A 20,920-nucleotide genomic window follows, 5' to 3' on the forward strand; every position below is an offset into this window, starting at 1 on the left:
GGCCGGTATGGATTATCAATATCTGACATTAACCACCGACTCCCGCGGCGTTTCATCCCTGGTGATGAATCGCCCTCAGCTGGCCAACGCCTTCGATGAGATGATGATTGCCGAGCTCATTGATGCGCTGGAGTCCCTGGCCCGGGATCCCGCCTGCCGGGTGCTGCTGCTGAAAGCCAACGGCAAACATTTCAGCGCCGGCGCCGACCTGAACTGGATGCGCAAACAAGCGGCGATGGACTTTGATGACAACCTCAAAGACGCCGCCGAGCTGGCACGGTTGATGGCCACTCTGGATCAATTCCCCAAGCCGTCGTTGGCACTGGTACAGGGCGCAGCCTTTGGCGGGGCGCTTGGGCTAGTGTGTTGCTGCGATATCGCCATAGCGACGCCCAAGGCCAGCTTTTGCCTGTCCGAGGTGAAGCTTGGCCTGATCCCGGCGGTCATCAGCCCCTATGTGCGCCGCGCCATGGGTGAGCGTCAGGCGAGACGCTATATGTTGACCGCAGAGCGTTTTGATGCCGAAGCCGCCAAAACTTTGCAACTGGTGCATCAGGTAGCAGACGATCTCAAGGCCGCCGCAGCGCCCCTTATCGAGTCGCTGCTGGGCAACAGTCCGCAGGCGCTCAACTGGTGCAAACAGCTGATAAGCGATATCCGCCACGGACTGATAGATGAACAGACGCTGGCGCTCACCGGCGAGGCCATCGCCCGGATCCGGGTGTCTGCTGAAGGCCAGGAAGGGCTGAACGCCTTTTTCGAAAAACGCCCGCCGAACTGGCAAGGCACAAGTAACAACCCGGCCAACAACTCCAGTTACAATCCAGGCAATAGCTCGAACCCGCCACAGCGCCGTGACTAAGGAAGGATGTAAGATGTTCAACAAGATTCTGATTGCCAACCGCGGCGAAATTGCCTGTCGCATCATACGTACCGCCAGGTCATTGGGTGTACGCACTGTCGCACTGTTCTCGGATGCCGATCGCCATGCCGCCCACGTGGCCATGGCCGATGAAGCCTTTTATCTGGGGGGCTCGGCACCGGCCGACTCCTACCTCAAGGGCGATGCCATTATCGATATCGCCAAGGCCTGTGGCGCCGAGGCGATCCACCCGGGTTATGGTTTTCTGTCGGAAAACGCCGGTTTTGCCGCTGCCTGTGAACGGGCCAATATCGCCTTTATCGGTCCCAAGGCCGATTCCATAGAAGCCATGGGCAGCAAGAGCGCCGCCAAACTCATCATGGGCCGCGCCGGAGTACCACTGGTGCCCGGCTATCACGGTGATGACCAGAGCGATGAAGTGCTGCTCAGTGAAGCCGAAAAAATCGGTTTCCCGCTGCTGATCAAGGCCGCCTTCGGTGGCGGCGGCAAGGGAATGCGGATTGTCCGCAGCCTGACGGAAGTCAAGTCGGCCATCGACTCGGCCCGCCGTGAAGCCGCCTCCAGTTTTGGCAATGACAAGCTGTTGATGGAGCGTTACCTGGAGCAGCCGCGCCATGTGGAAGTACAGGTATTTGCCGACACCCAAGGCAATGCCATCTATCTGTCAGACAGGGACTGCTCGATTCAGCGCCGCCACCAGAAAGTGGTGGAAGAAGCGCCGGCCCCCGGCCTCAGCGACGCCCTGCGCCGCCGCATGGGTGAAGCCGCCGTGGCCGCCGCCCGCGCCATCGATTATGTGGGCGCTGGCACGGTCGAGTTTTTGCTGGACACCCATGCCACAGAGGAAGACGGCAGCTTCTTCTTTATGGAGATGAATACCCGTTTGCAGGTAGAGCATCCGGTTACCGAGCTGGTGACAGAGACAGATCTGGTGCACTGGCAGCTGCTGGTCGCCGCCGGAGAGCCTCTGCCCCTGACTCAGGAGCAAGTTGCCATTAATGGCCATGCCTTTGAAGTGCGGATTTATGCCGAAGATCCGGATAACGACTTCCTGCCTGCCAGCGGCAAGCTCAACTTCCTGCGCGAGCCCAAGCCATCGCGTCATGTGCGTATCGACTCGGGTGTCCGTGAAGGCGATGAAATCTCCAACTTCTACGACCCCATGATAGCCAAGCTGATTGTCTGGGATGAGTCACGCCCAAGAGCGCTGCAGCGCCTGCAAAGGGCTCTGGATGACTTCCAGCTCACCGGCCTGAAACACAATATCGGTTTCCTGGGTAAAATCGCCGCTCACCCGGCCTTTGCCGGCGCCGACTTCAGCACAGATTTTATTGAGCGTTATCAAGCACAGCTGCTGCCTCAAGCGAAAGACAGCGCCCTGCCCTTGCCGCTGCTGGCCAAAGCCGCCCTGTATGAAATGCTGTGGCGCAAACGCGACTCTCAGGCCAAACAGGCAAACAGTCAGGACCCTTCCTCGCCCTGGGGCTTCGCCAGTGGCTTTAGACTCAACAGCGCCAAGCGCCACGATATTGCCCTGATGGACGATGAACACCATATTCATCACCTGCAGCTGACTGAGCTGGCCAAGGCCGATAGCTGGCAACTGACACTGGATGGTCAAACCCTGGTTATCGAAGGCGAGTTGAGCACAGATGAGGCCGGTGGTGACACGCTTCGCTGTGTGGTCGATGGGCATATCAGCAGCCAGCGAATCAGCCGCCAGGGCATGGACTTTACCCTGCTTGGCCGCTCCGGCGAGCTTAGCGCCTGCCATTTCCGCGCCATTCAGAATGAACTGGAAGAGGAGCAGGCCAACCACGCCGATCTGCTCAAGGCGCCGATGAACGGCACCATAGTCACCCATCTGGTGGCTGTGGGCGACAGCGTTAAGGCCGGCCAGGGGCTGATGGTGATGGAAGCGATGAAGATGGAATACACCATAGCCGCGCCTTTCGATGGCACTGTGAGTGAGTTTTTCTTCCAGCCCGGCGAACTGGTCAGCGATGGCGCCCAGTTGCTGGAGCTCAGCGAACAACTCAAGGAGGCTTAAAAATGCTGCCTCCCAAGGTAAGCCTGTTTGAAGTGGGCCCAAGAGACGGCCTGCAAAATGAAACCTCAGTCAGCACTCAGGCCAAGATAGCCCTGATTGAAGCCCTGGCCGATGCCGGGGTGAAGCGCATCGAAGCCGCCAGCTTTGTATCGCCCAAGTGGGTGCCGCAAATGGCAGACTCGGGCGAGGTGCTGCGCGGCATTTCACGCCGCGCCGGCGTCTGCTACAGCGCCCTGACTCCCAATCTCAAGGGCCTGGAGTTGGCGCTGGCTGCCGGCGCCGATGAAGTGGCGGTATTTGCCGCCGCCTCCGAAGGCTTCAGCCAGAAGAACATCAACTGCTCCATCGAAGAGTCCATCGCCCGCTTCGAGCCCCTGCTGAGCCGGGCCAAGGAGCAAGGCATTCGGGTTCGTGGCTATGTTTCCTGCGTACTGGGTTGCCCCTATGATGGTGAAATCGCCCCGGCAGAAGTGGCTCGGGTCGCCGACATTCTGCATCAATTGGGCTGCTATGAAATATCCCTCGGCGACACCATAGGCGTAGGTACACCGCTCAAGGCCCGCAAAATGCTGGAAACCGTGGCCGATCGCGTACCGGTAGAGCGCTTGGCGCTACACTTCCATGATACCTACGGTCAGGCGCTAGCCAACATTCTCGCCTGCCTGGAAACCGGCGTCAGTGTAATAGATACCTCGGTCGCCGGACTCGGTGGCTGCCCCTATGCCAAAGGCGCATCCGGTAATCTGGCCAGTGAAGATCTTGTCTACATGCTGCATGGTATGGGTATAGACACAGGCATAGATCTCAACAAACTGGCCCGGGCCGGACGGCAGATAAGCCAGCAGCTTGGCCGGCAAACCGGTTCAAAAGTAGCCAGAGCCCTGGGAGCTTAAGGCCTCCAGGTGGCACAACAGATAAGCAGTATAACGACAGATAATAAACAGCAAGGACATCACTATGGCAGGACTCAATAAAGTTGTCGGCAGCTACGACGAAGCGCTCGCAGGTCTCACCAATGATATGACAGTCATGGTGGGCGGTTTTGGCCTTTGCGGCATTCCCGAAGGCCTTATCAATCAAATGGTCAAGCTGGGCGTTAGCGGCCTGACCGCCATCTCCAACAACGCCGGGGTAGACGACTTCGGACTGGGGCTACTGCTGCAACATAAGCAGATAAGCACAATGATCGCCTCCTATGTGGGTGAAAATGCCACCTTTGAGCGGCAGATGCTCAGTGGCGAGCTCAATGTAATCCTTACTCCGCAAGGCACTCTGGCGGAGAAGATCCGCGCCGGCGGCGCCGGGATCCCCGCCTTCTTTACTGCCACCGGCTACGGCACCCCTGTGGCCGAGGGCAAAGAGACCCGTGAAATCAATGGCCGCCACTATGTGCTGGAAGAGGCACTGACCGCCGACTTCGCGCTGATCCGCGCCTGGAAGGCCGATACCATGGGTAATCTGGTATTTCGCAAGACAGCCGCCAACTTCAACCCCATGATGGCCACCGCCGGCAAGATAACCGTGGTGGAAGTGGAAGAGATAGTCGAGCCGGGTGAGCTGAACCCGGATCATATCCACACCCCGGGAATCTATGTGGATCGCGTCATCAAGGGTGTGTTCGAGAAACGTATCGAACAGCGCACAGTAAAACAGGCATAAGGGCAGGAGAGCAAAATGGCACTTTCAAGAGAACAACTGGCCCAACGCGTCGCCAAGGAACTCAAAGACGGTTACTACGTCAACCTGGGGATAGGTATCCCGACTCTGGTGGCCAACTATATCCCCGAGGGCATGCAGGTGATGCTGCAATCGGAAAACGGCCTCTTGGGGATGGGTGAATTCCCCACCGAAGACACTATAGATCCGGATCTGATCAACGCCGGCAAGCAAACCGTTACCGCCGTCAAGGGCGCGTCTTTCTTCTCAAGCGCCGAGAGCTTCGCCATGATCCGTGGCGGGCATGTGGATCTCACGGTACTGGGCGCGTTCGAGGTGGATGTCGAAGGTTCTATCGCCTCATGGATGATCCCCGGCAAGCTGGTTAAAGGCATGGGCGGTGCCATGGACTTGGTGGCCGGCGCCGACAATATCATAGTCACCATGATGCACGCCGACAAACACGGCAACTCCAAACTACTGAGCAAATGCGAGTTGCCGCTCACGGGTTACGGCTGCATCAAGCGGGTACTGACAGACCTGGCCTTTATCGAAATCAAGGACGGCGCCTTCCACCTGCTGGAGCGGGCGCCAGGTGTGAGTGTCGAGGAGATAGTTGCCAAAACCGCCGGCAAGCTTATCGTCCCGGAACATGTGCCAGAGATGATCTTGTAAGAAATTAAGTCTCTGAGGCCTATTGTGACTCTCAATAGGCCGACATTGACCGGGCCGATTTTCAGCGGACCATAGTTTTTGAGTCGCCATCGCGACTCAAAAATCCCGCGGATAATATTGGTTGTGGCTGTTTTATCTCAAAACTTGCAAAACGTCGCTTTTAACTGCTCAGCAACTCTCGGGCATTGGCCAGAGTATTGCTGGTAATGGTATCGCCACCAAGCAACCTGGCCAACTCCTGTACCCGCTGCTCTTTATCCAGCGCCACCATAGAGGTTTCAGTACCACTGCCCTTGGCATGTTTGGCAACAAACATGTGCTGATGGCCGTTACCTGCCACCTGCGGCAGATGAGTCACACACAATACCTGGGTCGATTCTCCCAAGGTGCGCAACATGCGGCCCACCACGGCCGCCGTTGGCCCGGAAATCCCCACATCCACCTCGTCAAAAATAAGTGTCGGGGTAGCTACCTTACGGGCAGTTATCACCTGAATACCCAAGCCGATACGGGAAAGCTCGCCCCCCGAGGCCACCTTGGCCAGGCTCTGCAGGGGTTGTCCCGGGTTGGTGGTCACCAGAAACTCCACCCTGTCACTGCCATTGACCGACATCTGCTCAGGATTAAACTCCACCGCTATGCTGAACTTGCCCTTGGGCATATTGAGTTCATGGATGGAAGCCGTGACCAACTTGTCCAACTCTTTGGCATAGCGGCTGCGGCTCTGACTGAGTTTCTGCGCCTGGGTCAGATAATTCTGTTTGCTGGCTTCCAATTGCTGCTCTATCTCTTCGAGCTTCTGCTCATCTGAGTCGAGGCTACCCAGTTCGGCCAGCAACTGCTGATGGTGTTGATACAACTCTGAGGGCATCACCTGATGCTTGCGCGCCAATTGCATCGCCTTGGAAAGTCGCGCCTCCAGCATGGCAAAGTGTTCAGGATCCAACTCGAGTTTGTCCAGATAGCGCTGCAGCTCGCTGCTGCTTTCCTGCACCTGGATCAGGGCATCGTTGAGCATACCGCCGACATTGGCCAGCTCAGCATCGACACTCTCCAGCTCGGCACTGATATGCACGGCCCGGTTCAGCAATGACTCTATGTTGGCCTCTTCGCCCTCGCTAAGCAGCATCAGGGCCAACTGACAGGACTCGATCAGCGCCGTGCTGTTGGCCAGGCGCTTGTGCTCCTGATCTATCTCGGCAAATTCATGCTCCCCGAGGGCAAAGTCGTTGAGTTCTTCCACCTGATAACTGAGTAACTGCTTGCGGGCAATTCTCTCCTGCTGCGACAGCACCAGTTGCCGCAGTTCCTGCTCGATTTGGCGATAACGCTGATAGGCACTGCTGACACCATCGAGCAACAGCTTATGATTGGCATAGCTGTCCAGCAGGTAAAGTTGCTGCTCTGTCTTGAGCATGGCGTGATGGGCATGCTGGCCGTGGATCCCCACCAGCAAGGGCCCCAACGCCTTGAGCTGAGTCAGCGGCACAGGGTTACCATTGATATAGGCGCGGGAGCGGCCATCGCTGCCAATGGTGCGCCGGAGAATACATTCATCTTCGAGTTCGAGGTCATTATCTTCCAGCCAACGCTTGGCCAGAGGGACATCCGCCAGAGAGAAACGGGCACTGACTTCCGTCTTGCTGGCACCGGGACGCACACTGGCGGCATCAGCCCGGTTGCCGAGACAAAGCCCCAGGGCATCGATGGCAATGGATTTACCCGCCCCGGTCTCGCCGGTAATGCTGGTCATTCCCGGACGGAAGTCCAGCTCCAGAAAACGCACTATGGCAAAGTTATTGATGCTGAGTTGGCAAAGCATAATGAATTCCCAAAACACTGTATTGATAAACAGTATATACTGATTTTTTATACAGTAAATATCTGTCGATTAATTATTCCCTGTGTTCTTCCCTAAACAGCCCATGCCGCTATCAAAGGCAAACTGATAAAGGTGATCAGCGTGCCCAGTAGTATCCCCTGAGCACTGACCCCGGCCTTGGTGTCATAACGCTGCGCCAGTAAGTATACACTCGCTGCCGTAGGCAGGGCCGCAAGGATAACGCCCATCTGCAGATTGGTGCCGCTGATCCCCATGGCTTTCAATAACAGATAAGCCAGCAGAGGTTGCAGCAGTAGCTTGCAGGCGTTGATACCAAAAAGCTCGGCCAACTGCCAAGGCCCAGGTACACGGGTGGCGCCGCGAACCCGGGTCGCCTTGGCCAACACCATGCCGATGGCAAACAGGGCACAGGGGCTGGAGGTGGCGCCTATCTGGCTTATCATCATCTCTATCCCATCCGGCAGAGCCATACCGGATGCCGAGACGGCAACGCCCAGGGCGCTGCCGATAACAATCGGGTTTTTCGCCAGCGCTTCAACAATAATCAGCAAAGGATGGGCCTTATTTTCTGTATCTCTAGCGAGCTCCAGCGACACCAGGGCGATGGCAAACATCACCACAGACAACAGGCTGGCAATGGCCGCAGCGGCCAGCGCCAACTGGTTTCCCGGGTAGACTATCATCATCATGGGGATACCAATAAAGGCGGTATTGCCAAAGGTGGCATTCAAAGCGCGAATTGCCCCTACCCCCTGGCCGGCCCTGAAACAGCCGGAAATCAGCAACACCAGAAGGTAGGTCAGCATCATTGCCAAGCTGAAACCGAAGATGAAATGCCACTGGAAGATCTCCTCGAAAGAGGTTCTTGCCAGCACTATCATCATAATGGCCGGAAAAGCTATGTAGTAAACATATTGATTAAGGGCGGCGTCCGTACCATCCGGCAGGATTTTGCTTTTCTGTACCAGTGAACCTGCGAGCATAATGCCAAACACAGAGATCAGCGGAGTAATGATTCCAGTCATACTTCTTCCATTTTGCTGACTTTGACTGTCGTACTCCCGCCGAGGATCTGCGAAAATGGCGGGGAATTCTGTATCTTGCCTGCCCTTATCAGTACAGCTAAGTTAAGTTCGGCAGAGATTGCCGACAAGTTACCACAGCCGTTTTCTGCCAGCCATTGCGCTATGGTCGTAGACATCGGCAGACAAGCGTTTTAAACATATCCTTGGCACATTGAGGAACAGCAATGAGTGACAATCAGGCTCCCGAACTGCAACTGCTCTACTTGTTTGTACATCTGGTCAATGCCGGTAGTTTCTCCCAGGCCGCCAAAGTACTGAATATGCCGGTGGCCACCGTCAGCCGCAAACTAGCCAAGCTGGAATCTGTGCTGGATAAACAACTGCTGATGCGCACCACCCGCAAACTGAGGTTGACCGAAGAGGGACTGGAGTTGTTCCAACGCTATCAGCAACTGATAGCCCAGTTTGATGCCCTGGCCAGCGGCACCTGCGCCGACAAGCCCGAAGGCACCTTGAGAATTGCCGCCCCCATCTCGATTATCTCTATGATATTCATCGAGACACTGAACGAATTTTGCGAGTGCTATCCGGATATCAAACTGCATATTGCCCAAAGCAATGAGGTGGTGGACCTTATCGACAAAGGCATAGATGTTGCCATAGTCGGCGGCACCCAGCCGGACTCCTCCTGGGTCTCCTGCTCTCTCGGGGTCTTGGATTATCGCCTGGTGGCTTCCCCCGGGTATCTTCGAAAGGCGCCGGTATTCAATCATCCGCAGCAGCTCAGCCAGCACAAGGTTATCAAGGTCTGGCCTCTGTTCAACTGGTCGCTGCGCCATCCCGATGGCGACGCCTTCTATTATGACGGCCCGGCCAACCTGACCCTGACGGATCTCCACGGTGCCATCCGCGCAACTTTGAATGACGGCGGTATTCTTTACGGCCCTGAGCTCTTTTGCAAACAGGAGTTGAAAGATGGCCGGCTACAGGTATTGCTGCCGGAGTGGAAAGGAGAAAAACGCCGTATCTCCCTGCTCTATCATCAACGCAGCCAGCAACCACTCAAGGTAAAACTCTTTATCGAGTTCATGCAACAGCGCGCCCCTGCACTGTTTTCCATGGACTGAAACGCAGACGCAAAAAAGCCCGCGATGCGGGCTTTTGTTCGAAGGGGTAAGTCTTACAGACGGATACCAGCCTTCTCCAGGTCTTTGGCAATCACACTTCTTGGCAGTGCAACATAACCGTCTTTCTCAACAACCTGCTGACCCTGCTTGGACAGGACATAGCGGACAAACTCGCGCTGCATGGGTGACAGCTCTTTGTTTGGATGCTTGTTGATGTAGACGTAGAGGTAGCGTGACAGTGGATAAGTACCGCTGGCAGCGTTCTCTGGCGTTGCAGCGATATAGTCGTCGCCCTTCTTCGACAGAGCCACGGCTTTAACACCGGCTGTCTTGTAACCTATGCCTGAGTAACCGATAGCGTTCAGCGACTGAGATACGGACTGAACCACTGAGGCGCTGCCTGGCTGCTCGTTCACATTGGCTTTGAAGTCACCCTTACACAGGGCTTTCTTCTTGAAGTAACCGTAAGTACCGGATACTGAGTTACGGCCATACAGCTGAATGTCCTTGGCAGACCAGCTTCCGTCCAGACCGGCATCACCCCAGCGAGTGATATCGCTGCCACCACACTTATGGGTAGAGGAGAAGATGGCATCAACCTGCTCTATGCTCAGCCCCTTGATTGGGTTGTCCTTGTGAACAAATACTGCCAGAGCATCAATGGCAACACGAATCGCAGTTGGCTTGTAACCAAAGTGCTTTTCAAACGCTTCCTCTTCGTTTGGCTTCATCTTGCGGCTCATAGGGCCGAACTGAGAAGTCCCTTCAGTCAGAGCTGGAGGCGCAGTTGAAGAACCGGCAGCCTGGATCTGGATGTTGACGTTAGGGTACATCTGTTTGAATTCTTCTGCCCACAGAGTCATCATGTTGGCCAGAGTGTCAGAACCGACAGAAGACAAGTTACCGGATACGCCACTTGTTTTCTCGTAGGTTGGCAGTGACTGATCGATAGCAGCCATAGATGCTGCTGAGAATACACCAGCGGCTGTAAGAGTCACCGCACCGACAAGCTGTTTCAATTTCATTATTTGCTCCAGTGTTTACCGAAATTGGTTTCTAAAACGCAGCCAGTATCAATTGCCACAATGACAAGTCTATGACTTTAAAATGACAGTTGCATGACAGCCCAAAATAAATTCGAAACCAATAAGGGATTGAAATTAGCCGGTAGCACAGTTTCAATAGTTTCGACATAAAGGGCCTTCGACTAAAGGTACTGTTTAAGCCGCTCACTTTTTGTGGCGAAGAGTTTGTATAATCAAAATCTGAAGCTTACTGCCGGTGACACAAGCACCAAAGTAATTCCCCTTCGCACCAGATAACAAAAAGGAGCCAGCGGCTCCTTAATAACATTCGTCCATTCTAGCGCTTCAAGAATCTTGCTGCTCCAGCAGATGCTGCGGGATCACAAAGCTGAAAGTACTGCCCTTACCCAGCTCACTGGCCACCTTAAGTTCGCTGTGGTGATGACTGAGGGCGTGTTTCACTATCGCCAACCCCAAACCACTGCCACCAGTTTGCCGCGAGCGTGCACTGTCGACCCGATAGAAGCGTTCGGTCAGACGACTGATATGCTGCGGTGCAATCCCTTCACCACTGTCTTTAACACTGAACATGGCGCCGGTTGCCACCCGTTGCCAGCGCACCTCAATACTGCCGCCCGGCTCTGTGTAACGTATGGCGTTAGACAATAGATTGGAGCAGGCACTGCGCAGCTGCAACTCATTGCCATGGGTATTGAGCCCTGGTTCGGCATAGAAGCTCAGTTGGTAGCGGCCACGGGAGAGCGCTTCGCCCTCCTCTTTTAAGGTGGTCATCAACTGCTGCATATCCACTGTGTGTTCCAGGTTGATATCGGCGGCATCTTCAATCCGCGACAACGCCAACAGCTGCTCTACCATGGATTGCATCCGGCCGGTCTGCTGTTGCATCAACTCCAGCGCCTTGACATTGGGGGAATCAGGTTCGGCCATGCTCTGCATCATCTCAAGGTATCCCTGCAGCACAGTGAGCGGCGTCTTCAGCTCATGGGAGACGTTGGCAACAAACTCTTTACGCATTCCCTCGAGTTGCCTAACCCGGGTGATATCCCGAGCAATCAGCAACAGCTGCCTGTCGCCGTAAGCCATCAAACGCACTTCCAGCAAACGTCTATCCGAAACCGGGGACGGCAGCTCCAGCGGCTCCTTGTAATGGCCCTTTTTCAAATAGGTCGAAAAGTCGGGATGCCGGATAAGGTTATCTATTCGCTGACCATTATCCTGCGGCCAGACAAAGCCGAGCAGCAACTGCGCCAACTTGTTACACCAGAGGATATTGTGCTCTGAATCAAGTACCACAGCCGCATCAGGAAGCGCTTCTGCCCCCTGACGAAACCGTCCCAATAAGCCGGCCAACTGACTCACCCGCTTGCGGTTTTTCCCCTGCAGGCGATAGATGCCATTGAACACCCCTTCCCAGCTGCCGCTGCCCTGAGGCGGCGTTAAGCGGCGATCGCGCCACAACCAGTAATTGAGCCGAATAAGCTGGCGATAATGCCAACCCAATAATAGAAAAGCTCCCAGACACAGTACCAAGAGCAACTGACCAAGCAGCAACCCAAGAAGCAGACAAGCCGCCAGGTACAGCATCAGACGGGAAAACAGCCGATAACCCGAATAGGAATCAAACATAGAAAATGCCCAGGCAAAAGGCCGATGGTTGCACAAGATAACGCAAAACCCGGCCCGTGCCCATTGTTACCCCGCTAGATACGGGTAGAGAAGCGGTAACCTGCGCCGCGAACCGTTTGGATCAGTTTATCGTGCCCGGACAGCTCCACAGCTTTCCTTAAGCGACGAATATGCACATCCACGGTTCTGTCTTCGACATAGACATTGGTGCCCCAAACATTGTCCAGCAGCTGCTCACGGCTGTAGACCCGTTCCGGGTGAGTCATAAAAAAGTGCAGCAAACGAAACTCGGTCGGCCCCATCTCCAGCACGGAATCTCCCACAGTGACCCTGTGGCTGACAGGATCCAGGGTCAGGCCCTGCACATCTATGGTTTCTTCCAGGCGGGTTGGCGCGGCGCGTCTGAGAACCGCCTTGATGCGAGCCACAAGCTCCTTGGGGGAAAACGGCTTGGTAATATAGTCATCGGCGCCCACTTCCAGGCCTTTGACCTTGTCCTCTTCCTCACCGCGGGCGGTGAGCATGATAATGGGGATCTGGCGGGTAAACTCATCTTGCTTCAATCGCTTGGCAAACTGGATACCGCTACCACCCGGAAACATCCAGTCCAGCAGAATAAGATCCGGATAAGGTTCCTTGAGCAGTGCTAGCGCAGAGTCAAAGTCCTCGGCGGCACTGGTGGTGTACCCGTGTTGTTCCATAACAAAAGTCAGCATCTCACGGATAGCCAACTCATCTTCTACTATTAAAATCCTTGCAGTCATAACGGTTTCTGTCAGTGAATTTCCACGTGGCCATTATTGGACAGTTTTATTACAAAATTATGAAAAAGACTCGTTTAAGCCCTATTAACGCCACCATTTTGTCATAATTTTCCGGATTAAACACTTGAAACCCTGATAAAAATATCTTTAAAACCTCTCCATTAGCCGCTATCGGCAACAATCCTAATGCGTGTAAATCCATAACAAAAACATATACCAAACAATATCTTACCTGGAAATAAATCCCACATTTCCCAAAAGATAATAATCAAGTTGAACCAGGCTCGGAACATATGACACAGCTCAAGGCGCTGACACATAATCTGCCGATGCTTAAAGTGATCGCATGTCCGGTCCAACTTGCCGGTCTGAAATCAAGTCAACTGGTGTGATTACCGGCGATTTTTGGCGATAAACAAACACGGGAGTTCAATGAAACACCATCAGGCTAGTACCTGAAACCAGCCCGAAAACGAAAAGCAACTCATGGCCTTCGAGTACGAACCTGAGGCTGGCGACGCCATGCTAACGAGTTTTGTTTGCCAAGACGCTGGATGAGGCTGGGAAGCAACGAAGCTGAATGACAAAAAATCCGATGACATATGAGCATCGGATTTTTATCTTTTGCATGAACCCCTTCAAGTCGCCAGATACATCTGTTCGGGATTAGATTCTTTGGGCGCTATTGCAAACTTATCTAGGCCTTGAACAAAGCCTCTACCGACAATCCCTGAGAAGAGAGTATGTCGCGCAGGCGTTTCAATGCCTCCACCTGAATTTGCCGCACTCTTTCACGGGTCAGGCCAATTTCCGAGCCCACATCTTCCAGAGTGGAAGGCTCATATCCCAGTAGGCCAAAGCGTCTGGCAAGCACTTCTCTTTGCTTGGTATTAAGCTCATTGAGCCACTTAACCACTGAGTTGGAAATGTCTTCTTCCTGCACCTGGGCATCCGGCGTCATCTCATCATCGTCTGCCAACACATCGAGCAGAGCCTTGTCGTTGTCACCGCCTATCGGGGTGTCGACCGAGGTGATCCTCTCATTCAGCTTCAGCATCTTGCTGACATCACTGCTCGGCAGTTCCAGCTTTTCGGCTATCTCTTCGGCTGTGGGTTCGTGATCCAGCTTATGGGCCAACTCCCGGGCTGTACGCAGATACACATTGAGCTCTTTCACCACATGAATAGGCAGACGTATGGTGCGGGTCTGATTCATTATGGCTCGCTCTATGGTCTGGCGGATCCACCAGGTGGCATAAGTGGAGAAACGGAAGCCGCGCTCGGGGTCAAACTTCTCTACGGCACGGATCAGACCAAGATTGCCTTCTTCAATCAGATCCAAGAGTGCCAAGCCACGGTTGTTGTAACGGCGGGCTATTTTGACCACGAGGCGTAAATTACTTTCGATCATGCGGTTGCGTGATTTTTCACAACCTTTGAGGGCCTTGCGCGAGAAAAAAACTTCTTCTTCTGCACTCAGCAAAGGGGAAAATCCGATTTCACTCAGATAAAGTTGGGTCGCGTCTAAGTTTTTTTGCAGGTCATCCTGAACCATTTCGGCCAGAGCTTCTTCCTTCTTCGACGCCACTTCCGTGTCGTTTACGGATAAATCTACAAGCTCTTCCACGGGTGCGCTAGCATTTTTGCGGCTCATAATATTCTCTCCCAAACCTTAACAAACTAATTTACATCGTTTTTTATCCTCCATATGCCAATTTTGGCTCCCAAACAATCAGCGTTTGGGTAAATAATTGAGTGGATTGACAGACTGACCATGGTAGCGGATCTCAAAGTGCAGCATGACCTGGTTGGTGCCTGTGCTTCCCATCTTCGCAACCGTCTGCCCGGCAGACACATGCTGCTTTTCCTTGACCAAGATCTTATCGGCGTGGGCGTAAGCGCTGAGATAGTCATCACTATGTTTGATAATGACGAGGTTTCCATAACCCCGCAAAGCATTACCCGCATAGACCACCCGACCATCGGCAGTGGCTTTAATAATATCGCCTCGGTTACCGGCTATCTTGATTCCTTTATTTCCCTGCTCTTTGGCAGAGAAAGCGCCAATCACCCGGCCATTGACCGGCCATATCCAGCGACTGACTTTGTCCGGCAGAGTCGAACTCGGCTTGCGGACAACATGGTTAACATTCTGTTTACCATTGGATACAGGGTAAGCAGACTTTGGTTTGGGATCAAGTGTTTTTTTCGGCTTATTTTGCTTAGCTTGAGCAACGGCCTGTTTCTGCTTAACCGTTTGTTTTTTATATACCTTATCTTTTGGTTTTTGAGATTGAGGTTTGGAGTTTTTACTCGAGTTCAGCCGCGATGAATGTTTAACATTTTTTTTACTTTCAAGAATAAGTACCTGTCCAGGGTAGATGGTATAAGACTTATCTAGCTGATTTAACTTGGCTATTTGCGCATAGTCTTTACCGGCTCCCCAGGCAATGGAATAAAGGGTATCGCCTTTTCTCACCTTGTAAGTATCAGATTGGATTGAGCCTCTTTCTATTGCCGGCCGTTTTACACCATAAATAGATTCGACCGGAGCCGGCCTGTGAGCCTGAAAACTACATCCAGAAACCAGAGTGACCAACAGCACTGAGCCAAGACGCCAAAACAATGACGTCTTTCGTTGCAATAACTGGCTGAAATGCAATGGATTCAAGAATACTCCTGCACGCTGTAATAAGTATCAGGCTAAGCCGCCACTGATTAAAGGCACAAATTTCACCGCCTCGATCACCTGAGAAATAAACTGTCCCTTTTCCCGACGGATCTTCAACAACTGCTGACTCTCATCACCGACAGGGATCACCAATACTCCCCCCTCAGCCAACTGTTCCAGCAAGGCGGCAGGGATATCAGAGGCCGCCGCAGTCACCATGATGGCATCGAAGGGTGCCCTGTTGGGCCAGCCTTGCCAACCATCACCGTATTTGAAATGGACATTATGTAGATCCAGGCGTTTGAGACGTTGACGAGCTTGGATTTGCAGGCTTTTGATCCGCTCAACGGTGAAAAGTTCAGGCACCAACTGCGCCAATACCGCCGCCTGATACCCTGAGCCGGTACCAATTTCCAACACCTTGGCAGGATTATGCTCCAACAATAACTCAGTCATTCTCGCCACAATATAAGGCTGGGATATGGTCTGGCCTGAGCCTATAGGGAGAGCAGTGTTTTCATAAGCCTTATGCGCCAATGCGCCATCAAGAAACAACTCTCTGGGGGTTTTGGCCACCACCTGCAACAGACCCGGATGACGGATCCCTGCTTCCTGCAGTTTTTTGGTTAAATTCAATGCCGATGTGGAGGCTACCCGGGTCATAGTTTTTCTATCCAGTGTTGCAATTGAGACAGCTGCCGATAGGCGGTTAAATCTACAGTTAATGGGGTGATGGACACATATCCCTGAGACACAGCATAAAAGTCGGTATCTTCACCCACATCCAGTTCAATCCCGGGTGGCCCCAACCAAAATACCTCACGGCCGTGAGGATCTCTGGCTCTGACCATACCCTCAGCCTTATGACGGGCGCCGAGCCGAGTAACCCGTATCCCCTTGATTTCATCGAGAGGCAGATCCGGCACATTGATATTGAGGATCTGATCAGAGGCAATAGGATGCTTCTTAAGCCCCATGATGATCTTCACCGCATAGGCCACCGCAGTGTCATAATGCGTAAACTCACGTCCCACAAGGGATACGGCCACAGCCGGTAACCCCAGAAAACGCCCTTCCATCGCTGCTGCCACTGTGCCTGAATAGAGGGTATCGTCTCCCATATTGGCACCGGCATTGATCCCCGAGACCACCATGTCGGGTTCGCCTTCATAGAGTTCGCGAATCGCCAGATGAACACAATCGGTTGGTGTACCGTTTACCGAGATGTAGCCATTGTCTAACTTATTAATCCTTAAGGGGTTCGTCAAGGTTAAAGAGTTACTGGCTCCAGAGCAGTTGCGATCCGGTGCCACAGTGAGCACTTCGGCAACGGCTGACAAGGCTTCCGATAGGGCGCGGATCCCTGGTGCCGTTACCCCATCATCGTTGCTGACCAAGATTTTCATGCGGGATTTCCTTCCTGAGCCGCCTGGCGCTCACGCCACAAACGTTCGGTCACATCATCATAATCGAGCAGTTCCCGCAGTACTGAAGTTGCAAAGCTGCCGGCTGGAAGGCTGAACTCCAGCTCCAAAGTGTCCGGCTCGATAAACTGGTACTTCATCCCTTCGGGACGCAGCAACAGTGGTCGCCTTTCCTGCTCGAGCCCAGCTTTTTCCAGGCCTTCACAATCGGCGCGGTATTCGGCCAGCACCTGAGTCTCAAAGGCTAACGCATCGGCACTGCTAAGTGGCTGGCCCCTACCCCACATGGGCGCCGACAGCAAAATATCTTTCTCTGCCAGCCTTTGTTGCAATACCTCATCCCAGCGCTCGGCAACAAAGAAACTGCGGCTGCCGGCCAGCATGACACAGTCACCATCCAGACACTCAAGCCCATGGGTCGCCAGGCGCTGAGAGACCAGTTGATTAAACAATAATGAGCGCAGCGCCGACAGGTAGATAGAGCGCTTGTTTCTGTCTTTCACCTTGCGCCCCTGCAGCATCTGCCGCGCCATTTCTATGTTACGGCCGTTGTGACCAAAGCGCTGTTCACCGAAATAGTTGGGTACGCCGCTCCCGGCAATCGACTCCAGCCGCTGCAATACATCTTCCGGCTGGGTTATCTGGCGCAGAACCAGCTTGAAACGGTTCCCGGAAAGCGCGCCAATGCGCAGCTTCTTGTTATGACGCGCCGCACTCAATACCGTGATCGACTCACTGTTGAGGCTCAACCAATCCGGTGTTTCCTTACCCGGAATTCGTACGCCGAACCACTGCTCTGTGATGGCATTCTTGTCCTTCTGACCGGCAAAGGTCACCTCTTTGGGATGCACCTTGGCCAATTTGGCCAGCATCTCAGCCACCTGAACCGTATTCAGGCCATCTTTACGAATATGCAGCAGATGGTGCTCACCCTCGCCCGAGGGTAGAAAAGGCAGTATTTCCTGCACCTGAAAATCGCTGTTGCTGGTGCGCATATCGCCTTTGGAGAGAGGCTTGCCATAGAGAAAGTGTAATGAATTCATCTTATTTGAAATCTTTTCCTGTAAATGAGTCGGTATTACATACCGAACATCAGCACCACGGCTTCTACCGCAATGCCTTCACCGCGGCCGGTAAAGCCGAGTTTTTCTGTCGTGGTCGCCTTGACGTTGATGGAATCGAGATCTGTGTGCAGATCTTCAGCCAACATCTGCCGAATGGCTTCAATATGCGGCGCCATCTTGGGCGCCTGGGCAATAATGGTCACATCCAGGTTGCCGAGACGAAAGCCTTTGTCCAGTGCCAGGCGATAACAATGACGCAGCAGCACCCGGCTGTCGGCTCCCTTGAATTCGGCATCTGAATCGGGGAAGTGTTTACCTATGTCACCAAGTGCCATGGCGCCGAGTATCGCATCTGAAATCGCGTGCAATACCACATCACCATCCGAGTGCGCCAACAAGCCTGTGTGGTGCGGCACTTCCACCCCTCCCAGGATCAAGGGCGGCTCACCACCAAATTTATGTACATCAAAACCGTGTCCAATACGTATATTCATTGCTTGTTCCTGTATTCAGTTGCCCCGCTGATGCGCCAGATAAAGCGCTGCCAGCGGCAAGTCGTCCGGATGGGTTACCTTGATATTGTCACTGCGGCCGCTGATAAGCGCCGGGTGTATTCCGCGCCACTCCATCGCCGAGGCTTCGTCTGTCACCAGCACACCGGCGGCCAACGCCGCTTTCAGCGCCTCGGTCAAAGTAAGCAGTGGAAACAGCTGCGGCGTTAGCGCATGCCAGAGTGCTTCTCTGGCAACCGTTTCACTGATGCAGCCATCGACGCCACTGCGTTTCATGGTGTCGCGCACCGGTGCTGCCAGTATCGCCCCTTGTGGATGTTGTTTCCGTGAAGCAAGCAGCTTATCAATATCGCCATGGGTAAGGCAGGGTCTGGCAGCGTCGTGTACCAAAGCCCAGGTATTAGCGGGCAATTGCTTGTCGGCTACCAGGCTCTCAAGCGCCGCCAACACAGAATCGGCCCGCTCTTTACCGCCAGTGACAGTCTCCAACTTGGGATGACTGGCCACCGTCAGTTTGCCAAAAAAGCTATCTTCTGGGTTCAGCGCTACTATCACCTTTGAGATGCCGTTGTGGCTCAGCAAACCCTTGAGGGTTTGCTCCAAAATACAGGAGCCGGCAAGCGGCAGATACTGCTTGGGACAATCGGCGCCCATGCGACTGCCTATCCCCGCCGCAGGCACTATGGCAATCACTTGTTCATCACTGGGGAGCCCGGCCGCTATGGCTCGGGAGGAAATAGATTCGCTCATGGATATCCGTTATGTTGAAATTAGGCCGTTATTGATTGGCCAAAGACATGGAACGCTGCTCACCACCAACAACCCGATAAAAGGTTTCACCCTTCTTGATTAACCCCAGCTCATTGCGGGCACGCTCTTCCAGGGCTTCGGTACCGCTGCGTAGATCGCGGATCTCCTCTTTCAGTACCTGGTTACGTTCTTCGAGCCTGGCATTGCTGTCATTTTGAGCCGCTATCTGCTGTTCAAGATGGAAGTACTCCGGCAGACTGTTTTCTCCCAGCCAAAGACGATATTGCAGTAGCCCCAGCAGCAAGACGATGACAAAAAGCAGTCGTTTCATGGTGATAAATTCAGCTCATGTCCTAAAAATACGATTAGTGTTGATAGTACAACAAAAAAGGCCACCAAGTGGCGGCCTTTTGTAGCTGGGGGCGAAAATTACGCCTGACCTTTGATCTCACTCAGGCCGCGGTAGGCTGCCTTGGCGCCCAGTTGCTCTTCAATACGCAGCAGCTGGTTGTACTTGGCAACACGGTCAGAGCGGCACAGAGAGCCGGTCTTGATCTGGCCGGCTGCGGTACCTACTGCCAAGTCGGCAATGGTCGCATCTTCAGTTTCACCTGAGCGGTGAGAGATAACGGCGGTATAACCGGCTTCCTTGGCCATACGGATAGCGGCCAGAGTCTCGGTCAGAGAACCTATCTGGTTGAACTTGATCAGAATCGAGTTGGCAACGCCCTGCTCGATACCGCGAGACAGGATCTTGGTGTTGGTCACGAACAGGTCATCACCCACCAGCTGGATCTTGTCACCAAGGATCTTGGTCTGGTAAGCCCAGCCATCCCAATCAGACTCATCCAGGCCATCTTCGATAGAAACGATAGGATACTGCTCGGTCAGCGACTTGAGGAAGTCAGAGAAACCGTTGGAATCGAATACCTTGCCTTCACCGGCCAGGTCATACTTACCGTCTTTGTAGAACTCGGAAGCCGCACAATCCAGCGCCAGAGTCACATCTGTGCCGAGTTTGTAGCCAGCAGCTTCAACGGCTTCTTTGATAACAGCCAGGGCATCGGCGTTGGATGACAGGTTAGGCGCAAAACCGCCTTCGTCGCCCACGGCAGTGTTCAGGCCCTTGGACTTGAGCACCTTCTTCAGGTTGTGGAAGATTTCAGCGCCCATACGCAGGGCTTCACGGAAACTCTTGGCACCGACTGGCTGTACCATGAATTCCTGAATGTCGACGTTGTTGTCGGCATGCTCGCCACCGTTCAAGATGTTCATCATAGGAACCGGCATGCTGTACTGGCCAGGAGTCCCGTTCAGTTCGGCGATGTGAGCGTAAAGCGGCATACCTTTGAAGGCAGCAGCGGCCTTGGCAGCTGCCAAAGACACGGCCAGAATGGCGTTGGCGCCCAGCTTGTCTTTGTTTTCGGTGCCGTCCAGCGCGATCATGATGCCATCCAGCTCGGCTTGAGCCGTGGCATCTTTACCCAGCAGGGCTTCACGGATAGGACCGTTGACATTGTCAACAGCCTTTAGCACGCCTTTACCCAGATAGCGGGCCTTGTCGCCATCACGCAGTTCCAGCGCTTCACGGCTACCGGTAGAAGCACCTGATGGAGCTGCTGCCATACCGATGAAACCACCTTCCAGATGCACTTCAGCTTCTACAGTGGGGTTACCGCGAGAATCCATGATTTCGCGTCCAATGACGTTAATGATCTTAGCCATAATGTCCTCGATTAAAGTTAAAGAAAAAACCCATACCCATCTGAGCGTTCAGCGTCTCTCATATGGGTATTGGACTTTC

General features: G+C 53.8%; 20 protein-coding genes. 6 read left to right on the forward strand and 14 right to left on the reverse strand.

The genetic code is table 11. From position 1 onward, the window contains the following. The first annotated feature begins 7 nt into the window (after positions 1–7). The 5 genes from WKR14_RS14045 to WKR14_RS14065 all read left to right on the forward strand — a co-directional run bounded on the left by WKR14_RS14045 (position 8) and on the right by WKR14_RS14065 (position 5,264). A complete protein-coding gene (locus WKR14_RS14045) occupies positions 8–862 on the forward strand; it encodes an enoyl-CoA hydratase-related protein (protein WP_339086552.1) in 855 nt (284 codons plus the stop codon). 13 nt (positions 863–875) lie between these two features. Further along, positions 876–2,933 (forward strand): acetyl/propionyl/methylcrotonyl-CoA carboxylase subunit alpha, encoded by a 2,058-nt coding sequence (locus WKR14_RS14050; RefSeq protein WP_339086554.1) that lies wholly within the window; start codon positions 876–878, stop codon positions 2,931–2,933. A 2-nt stretch (positions 2,934–2,935) separates the two neighbouring features. Further along, the gene (locus WKR14_RS14055) at positions 2,936–3,826 is read left to right on the forward strand and encodes a hydroxymethylglutaryl-CoA lyase (RefSeq protein ID WP_339086556.1); all 891 of its coding nucleotides are present in this window, start codon (positions 2,936–2,938) and stop codon (positions 3,824–3,826) included. 64 nt (positions 3,827–3,890) lie between these two features. Continuing rightward, positions 3,891–4,592, forward strand: a complete 702-nt coding sequence (locus tag WKR14_RS14060; protein WP_071237862.1) for a CoA transferase subunit A — start codon at positions 3,891–3,893, stop codon at positions 4,590–4,592. A gap of 15 nt (positions 4,593–4,607) precedes the next feature. Next, positions 4,608–5,264, forward strand: a complete 657-nt coding sequence (locus WKR14_RS14065; RefSeq protein ID WP_101055040.1) for a CoA transferase subunit B — start codon at positions 4,608–4,610, stop codon at positions 5,262–5,264. A 160-nt stretch (positions 5,265–5,424) separates the two neighbouring features. Here the strand turns inward: WKR14_RS14065 and recN are convergent, their stop codons facing one another. After that, positions 5,425–7,086, reverse strand: coding sequence for a DNA repair protein RecN (gene recN, locus WKR14_RS14070; protein ID WP_339086559.1), 1,662 nt, complete (start codon positions 7,084–7,086; stop codon positions 5,425–5,427). 92 nt (positions 7,087–7,178) lie between these two features. Beyond that, positions 7,179–8,132, reverse strand: coding sequence for an AEC family transporter (locus WKR14_RS14075; RefSeq protein ID WP_101055036.1), 954 nt, complete (start codon positions 8,130–8,132; stop codon positions 7,179–7,181). Between the two features lie 224 nt (positions 8,133–8,356). Here WKR14_RS14075 and WKR14_RS14080 point away from each other — a divergent pair, with 224 nt between their 5' ends. Further along, on the forward strand, positions 8,357–9,259 hold the full coding sequence (locus WKR14_RS14080; RefSeq protein WP_039033736.1) for a LysR family transcriptional regulator: 903 nt from the start codon (positions 8,357–8,359) through the stop codon (positions 9,257–9,259). A gap of 53 nt (positions 9,260–9,312) precedes the next feature. Here the strand turns inward: WKR14_RS14080 and WKR14_RS14085 are convergent, their stop codons facing one another. The 12 genes from WKR14_RS14085 to eno all read right to left on the reverse strand — a co-directional run bounded on the left by WKR14_RS14085 (position 9,313) and on the right by eno (position 20,841). Further along, positions 9,313–10,284: a PstS family phosphate ABC transporter substrate-binding protein gene (locus WKR14_RS14085; RefSeq protein WP_101055032.1), complete on the reverse strand. Its 972-nt coding sequence runs from the start codon at positions 10,282–10,284 to the stop codon at positions 9,313–9,315. A 345-nt stretch (positions 10,285–10,629) separates the two neighbouring features. After that, positions 10,630–11,931, reverse strand: a complete 1,302-nt coding sequence (gene phoR / locus WKR14_RS14090) for a phosphate regulon sensor histidine kinase PhoR (RefSeq protein ID WP_101055030.1) — start codon at positions 11,929–11,931, stop codon at positions 10,630–10,632. Positions 11,932–12,005: 74 nt separating this feature from the next. Beyond that, the gene (gene phoB / locus WKR14_RS14095; protein ID WP_025011640.1) at positions 12,006–12,695 is read right to left on the reverse strand and encodes a phosphate regulon transcriptional regulator PhoB; all 690 of its coding nucleotides are present in this window, start codon (positions 12,693–12,695) and stop codon (positions 12,006–12,008) included. 697 nt (positions 12,696–13,392) lie between these two features. Continuing rightward, on the reverse strand, positions 13,393–14,349 hold the full coding sequence (rpoS, locus tag WKR14_RS14100) for an RNA polymerase sigma factor RpoS (RefSeq protein ID WP_025889143.1): 957 nt from the start codon (positions 14,347–14,349) through the stop codon (positions 13,393–13,395). Between the two features lie 78 nt (positions 14,350–14,427). Beyond that, on the reverse strand, positions 14,428–15,321 hold the full coding sequence (locus WKR14_RS14105; RefSeq protein WP_335922837.1) for a peptidoglycan DD-metalloendopeptidase family protein: 894 nt from the start codon (positions 15,319–15,321) through the stop codon (positions 14,428–14,430). Positions 15,322–15,393: 72 nt separating this feature from the next. Continuing rightward, positions 15,394–16,029, reverse strand: coding sequence for a protein-L-isoaspartate(D-aspartate) O-methyltransferase (locus WKR14_RS14110; RefSeq protein WP_101055028.1), 636 nt, complete (start codon positions 16,027–16,029; stop codon positions 15,394–15,396). Next, positions 16,026–16,772, reverse strand: a complete 747-nt coding sequence (surE, locus tag WKR14_RS14115) for a 5'/3'-nucleotidase SurE (protein WP_339086563.1) — start codon at positions 16,770–16,772, stop codon at positions 16,026–16,028. Before surE ends, WKR14_RS14110 begins: the two co-directional genes overlap by 4 nt. Continuing rightward, on the reverse strand, positions 16,769–17,833 hold the full coding sequence (truD, locus tag WKR14_RS14120; RefSeq protein ID WP_101055026.1) for a tRNA pseudouridine(13) synthase TruD: 1,065 nt from the start codon (positions 17,831–17,833) through the stop codon (positions 16,769–16,771). Before truD ends, surE begins: the two co-directional genes overlap by 4 nt. Positions 17,834–17,868: 35 nt before the next feature. Further along, complete coding sequence (gene ispF, locus WKR14_RS14125) at positions 17,869–18,348, reverse strand: 2-C-methyl-D-erythritol 2,4-cyclodiphosphate synthase (RefSeq protein WP_101055024.1); 480 nt, start codon at positions 18,346–18,348, stop codon at positions 17,869–17,871. Positions 18,349–18,363: 15 nt separating this feature from the next. Then, the gene (gene ispD / locus WKR14_RS14130) at positions 18,364–19,116 is read right to left on the reverse strand and encodes a 2-C-methyl-D-erythritol 4-phosphate cytidylyltransferase (protein WP_339086566.1); all 753 of its coding nucleotides are present in this window, start codon (positions 19,114–19,116) and stop codon (positions 18,364–18,366) included. Positions 19,117–19,144: 28 nt separating this feature from the next. Beyond that, positions 19,145–19,447, reverse strand: a complete 303-nt coding sequence (gene ftsB, locus WKR14_RS14135; protein WP_039033729.1) for a cell division protein FtsB — start codon at positions 19,445–19,447, stop codon at positions 19,145–19,147. 98 nt (positions 19,448–19,545) lie between these two features. Further along, the gene (eno, locus tag WKR14_RS14140; RefSeq protein WP_025011657.1) at positions 19,546–20,841 is read right to left on the reverse strand and encodes a phosphopyruvate hydratase; all 1,296 of its coding nucleotides are present in this window, start codon (positions 20,839–20,841) and stop codon (positions 19,546–19,548) included. Positions 20,842–20,920 lie beyond the last annotated feature (79 nt).

The organism is Shewanella chilikensis, from assembly GCF_037953065.1.
GTDB lineage: Bacteria > Pseudomonadota > Gammaproteobacteria > Enterobacterales > Shewanellaceae > Shewanella > Shewanella chilikensis.

What these genes read in the sequence shown, in the direction of transcription:
- ispD (WP_339086566.1), bottom strand. Translation starts at nt 19,116, where the DNA reads ATGAGCGAATCTATTTCCTCCCGAGCCATAGCGGCCGGGCTCCCCAGT.
- WKR14_RS14085 (WP_101055032.1), bottom strand. Translation starts at nt 10,284, where the DNA reads ATGAAATTGAAACAGCTTGTCGGTGCGGTGACTCTTACAGCCGCTGGT.
- phoB (WP_025011640.1), bottom strand. Translation starts at nt 12,695, where the DNA reads ATGACTGCAAGGATTTTAATAGTAGAAGATGAGTTGGCTATCCGTGAG.
- surE (WP_339086563.1), bottom strand. Translation starts at nt 16,772, where the DNA reads ATGAAAATCTTGGTCAGCAACGATGATGGGGTAACGGCACCAGGGATC.
- ftsB (WP_039033729.1), bottom strand. Translation starts at nt 19,447, where the DNA reads ATGAAACGACTGCTTTTTGTCATCGTCTTGCTGCTGGGGCTACTGCAA.
- eno (WP_025011657.1), bottom strand. Translation starts at nt 20,841, where the DNA reads ATGGCTAAGATCATTAACGTCATTGGACGCGAAATCATGGATTCTCGC.
- ispF (WP_101055024.1), bottom strand. Translation starts at nt 18,348, where the DNA reads ATGAATATACGTATTGGACACGGTTTTGATGTACATAAATTTGGTGGT.
- phoR (WP_101055030.1), bottom strand. Translation starts at nt 11,931, where the DNA reads ATGTTTGATTCCTATTCGGGTTATCGGCTGTTTTCCCGTCTGATGCTG.
- truD (WP_101055026.1), bottom strand. Translation starts at nt 17,833, where the DNA reads ATGAATTCATTACACTTTCTCTATGGCAAGCCTCTCTCCAAAGGCGAT.
- WKR14_RS14080 (WP_039033736.1), top strand. Translation starts at nt 8,357, where the DNA reads ATGAGTGACAATCAGGCTCCCGAACTGCAACTGCTCTACTTGTTTGTA.
- WKR14_RS14050 (WP_339086554.1), top strand. Translation starts at nt 876, where the DNA reads ATGTTCAACAAGATTCTGATTGCCAACCGCGGCGAAATTGCCTGTCGC.
- recN (WP_339086559.1), bottom strand. Translation starts at nt 7,086, where the DNA reads ATGCTTTGCCAACTCAGCATCAATAACTTTGCCATAGTGCGTTTTCTG.
- WKR14_RS14055 (WP_339086556.1), top strand. Translation starts at nt 2,936, where the DNA reads ATGCTGCCTCCCAAGGTAAGCCTGTTTGAAGTGGGCCCAAGAGACGGC.
- WKR14_RS14065 (WP_101055040.1), top strand. Translation starts at nt 4,608, where the DNA reads ATGGCACTTTCAAGAGAACAACTGGCCCAACGCGTCGCCAAGGAACTC.
- rpoS (WP_025889143.1), bottom strand. Translation starts at nt 14,349, where the DNA reads ATGAGCCGCAAAAATGCTAGCGCACCCGTGGAAGAGCTTGTAGATTTA.
- WKR14_RS14045 (WP_339086552.1), top strand. Translation starts at nt 8, where the DNA reads ATGGATTATCAATATCTGACATTAACCACCGACTCCCGCGGCGTTTCA.
- WKR14_RS14075 (WP_101055036.1), bottom strand. Translation starts at nt 8,132, where the DNA reads ATGACTGGAATCATTACTCCGCTGATCTCTGTGTTTGGCATTATGCTC.
- WKR14_RS14060 (WP_071237862.1), top strand. Translation starts at nt 3,891, where the DNA reads ATGGCAGGACTCAATAAAGTTGTCGGCAGCTACGACGAAGCGCTCGCA.
- WKR14_RS14110 (WP_101055028.1), bottom strand. Translation starts at nt 16,029, where the DNA reads ATGACCCGGGTAGCCTCCACATCGGCATTGAATTTAACCAAAAAACTG.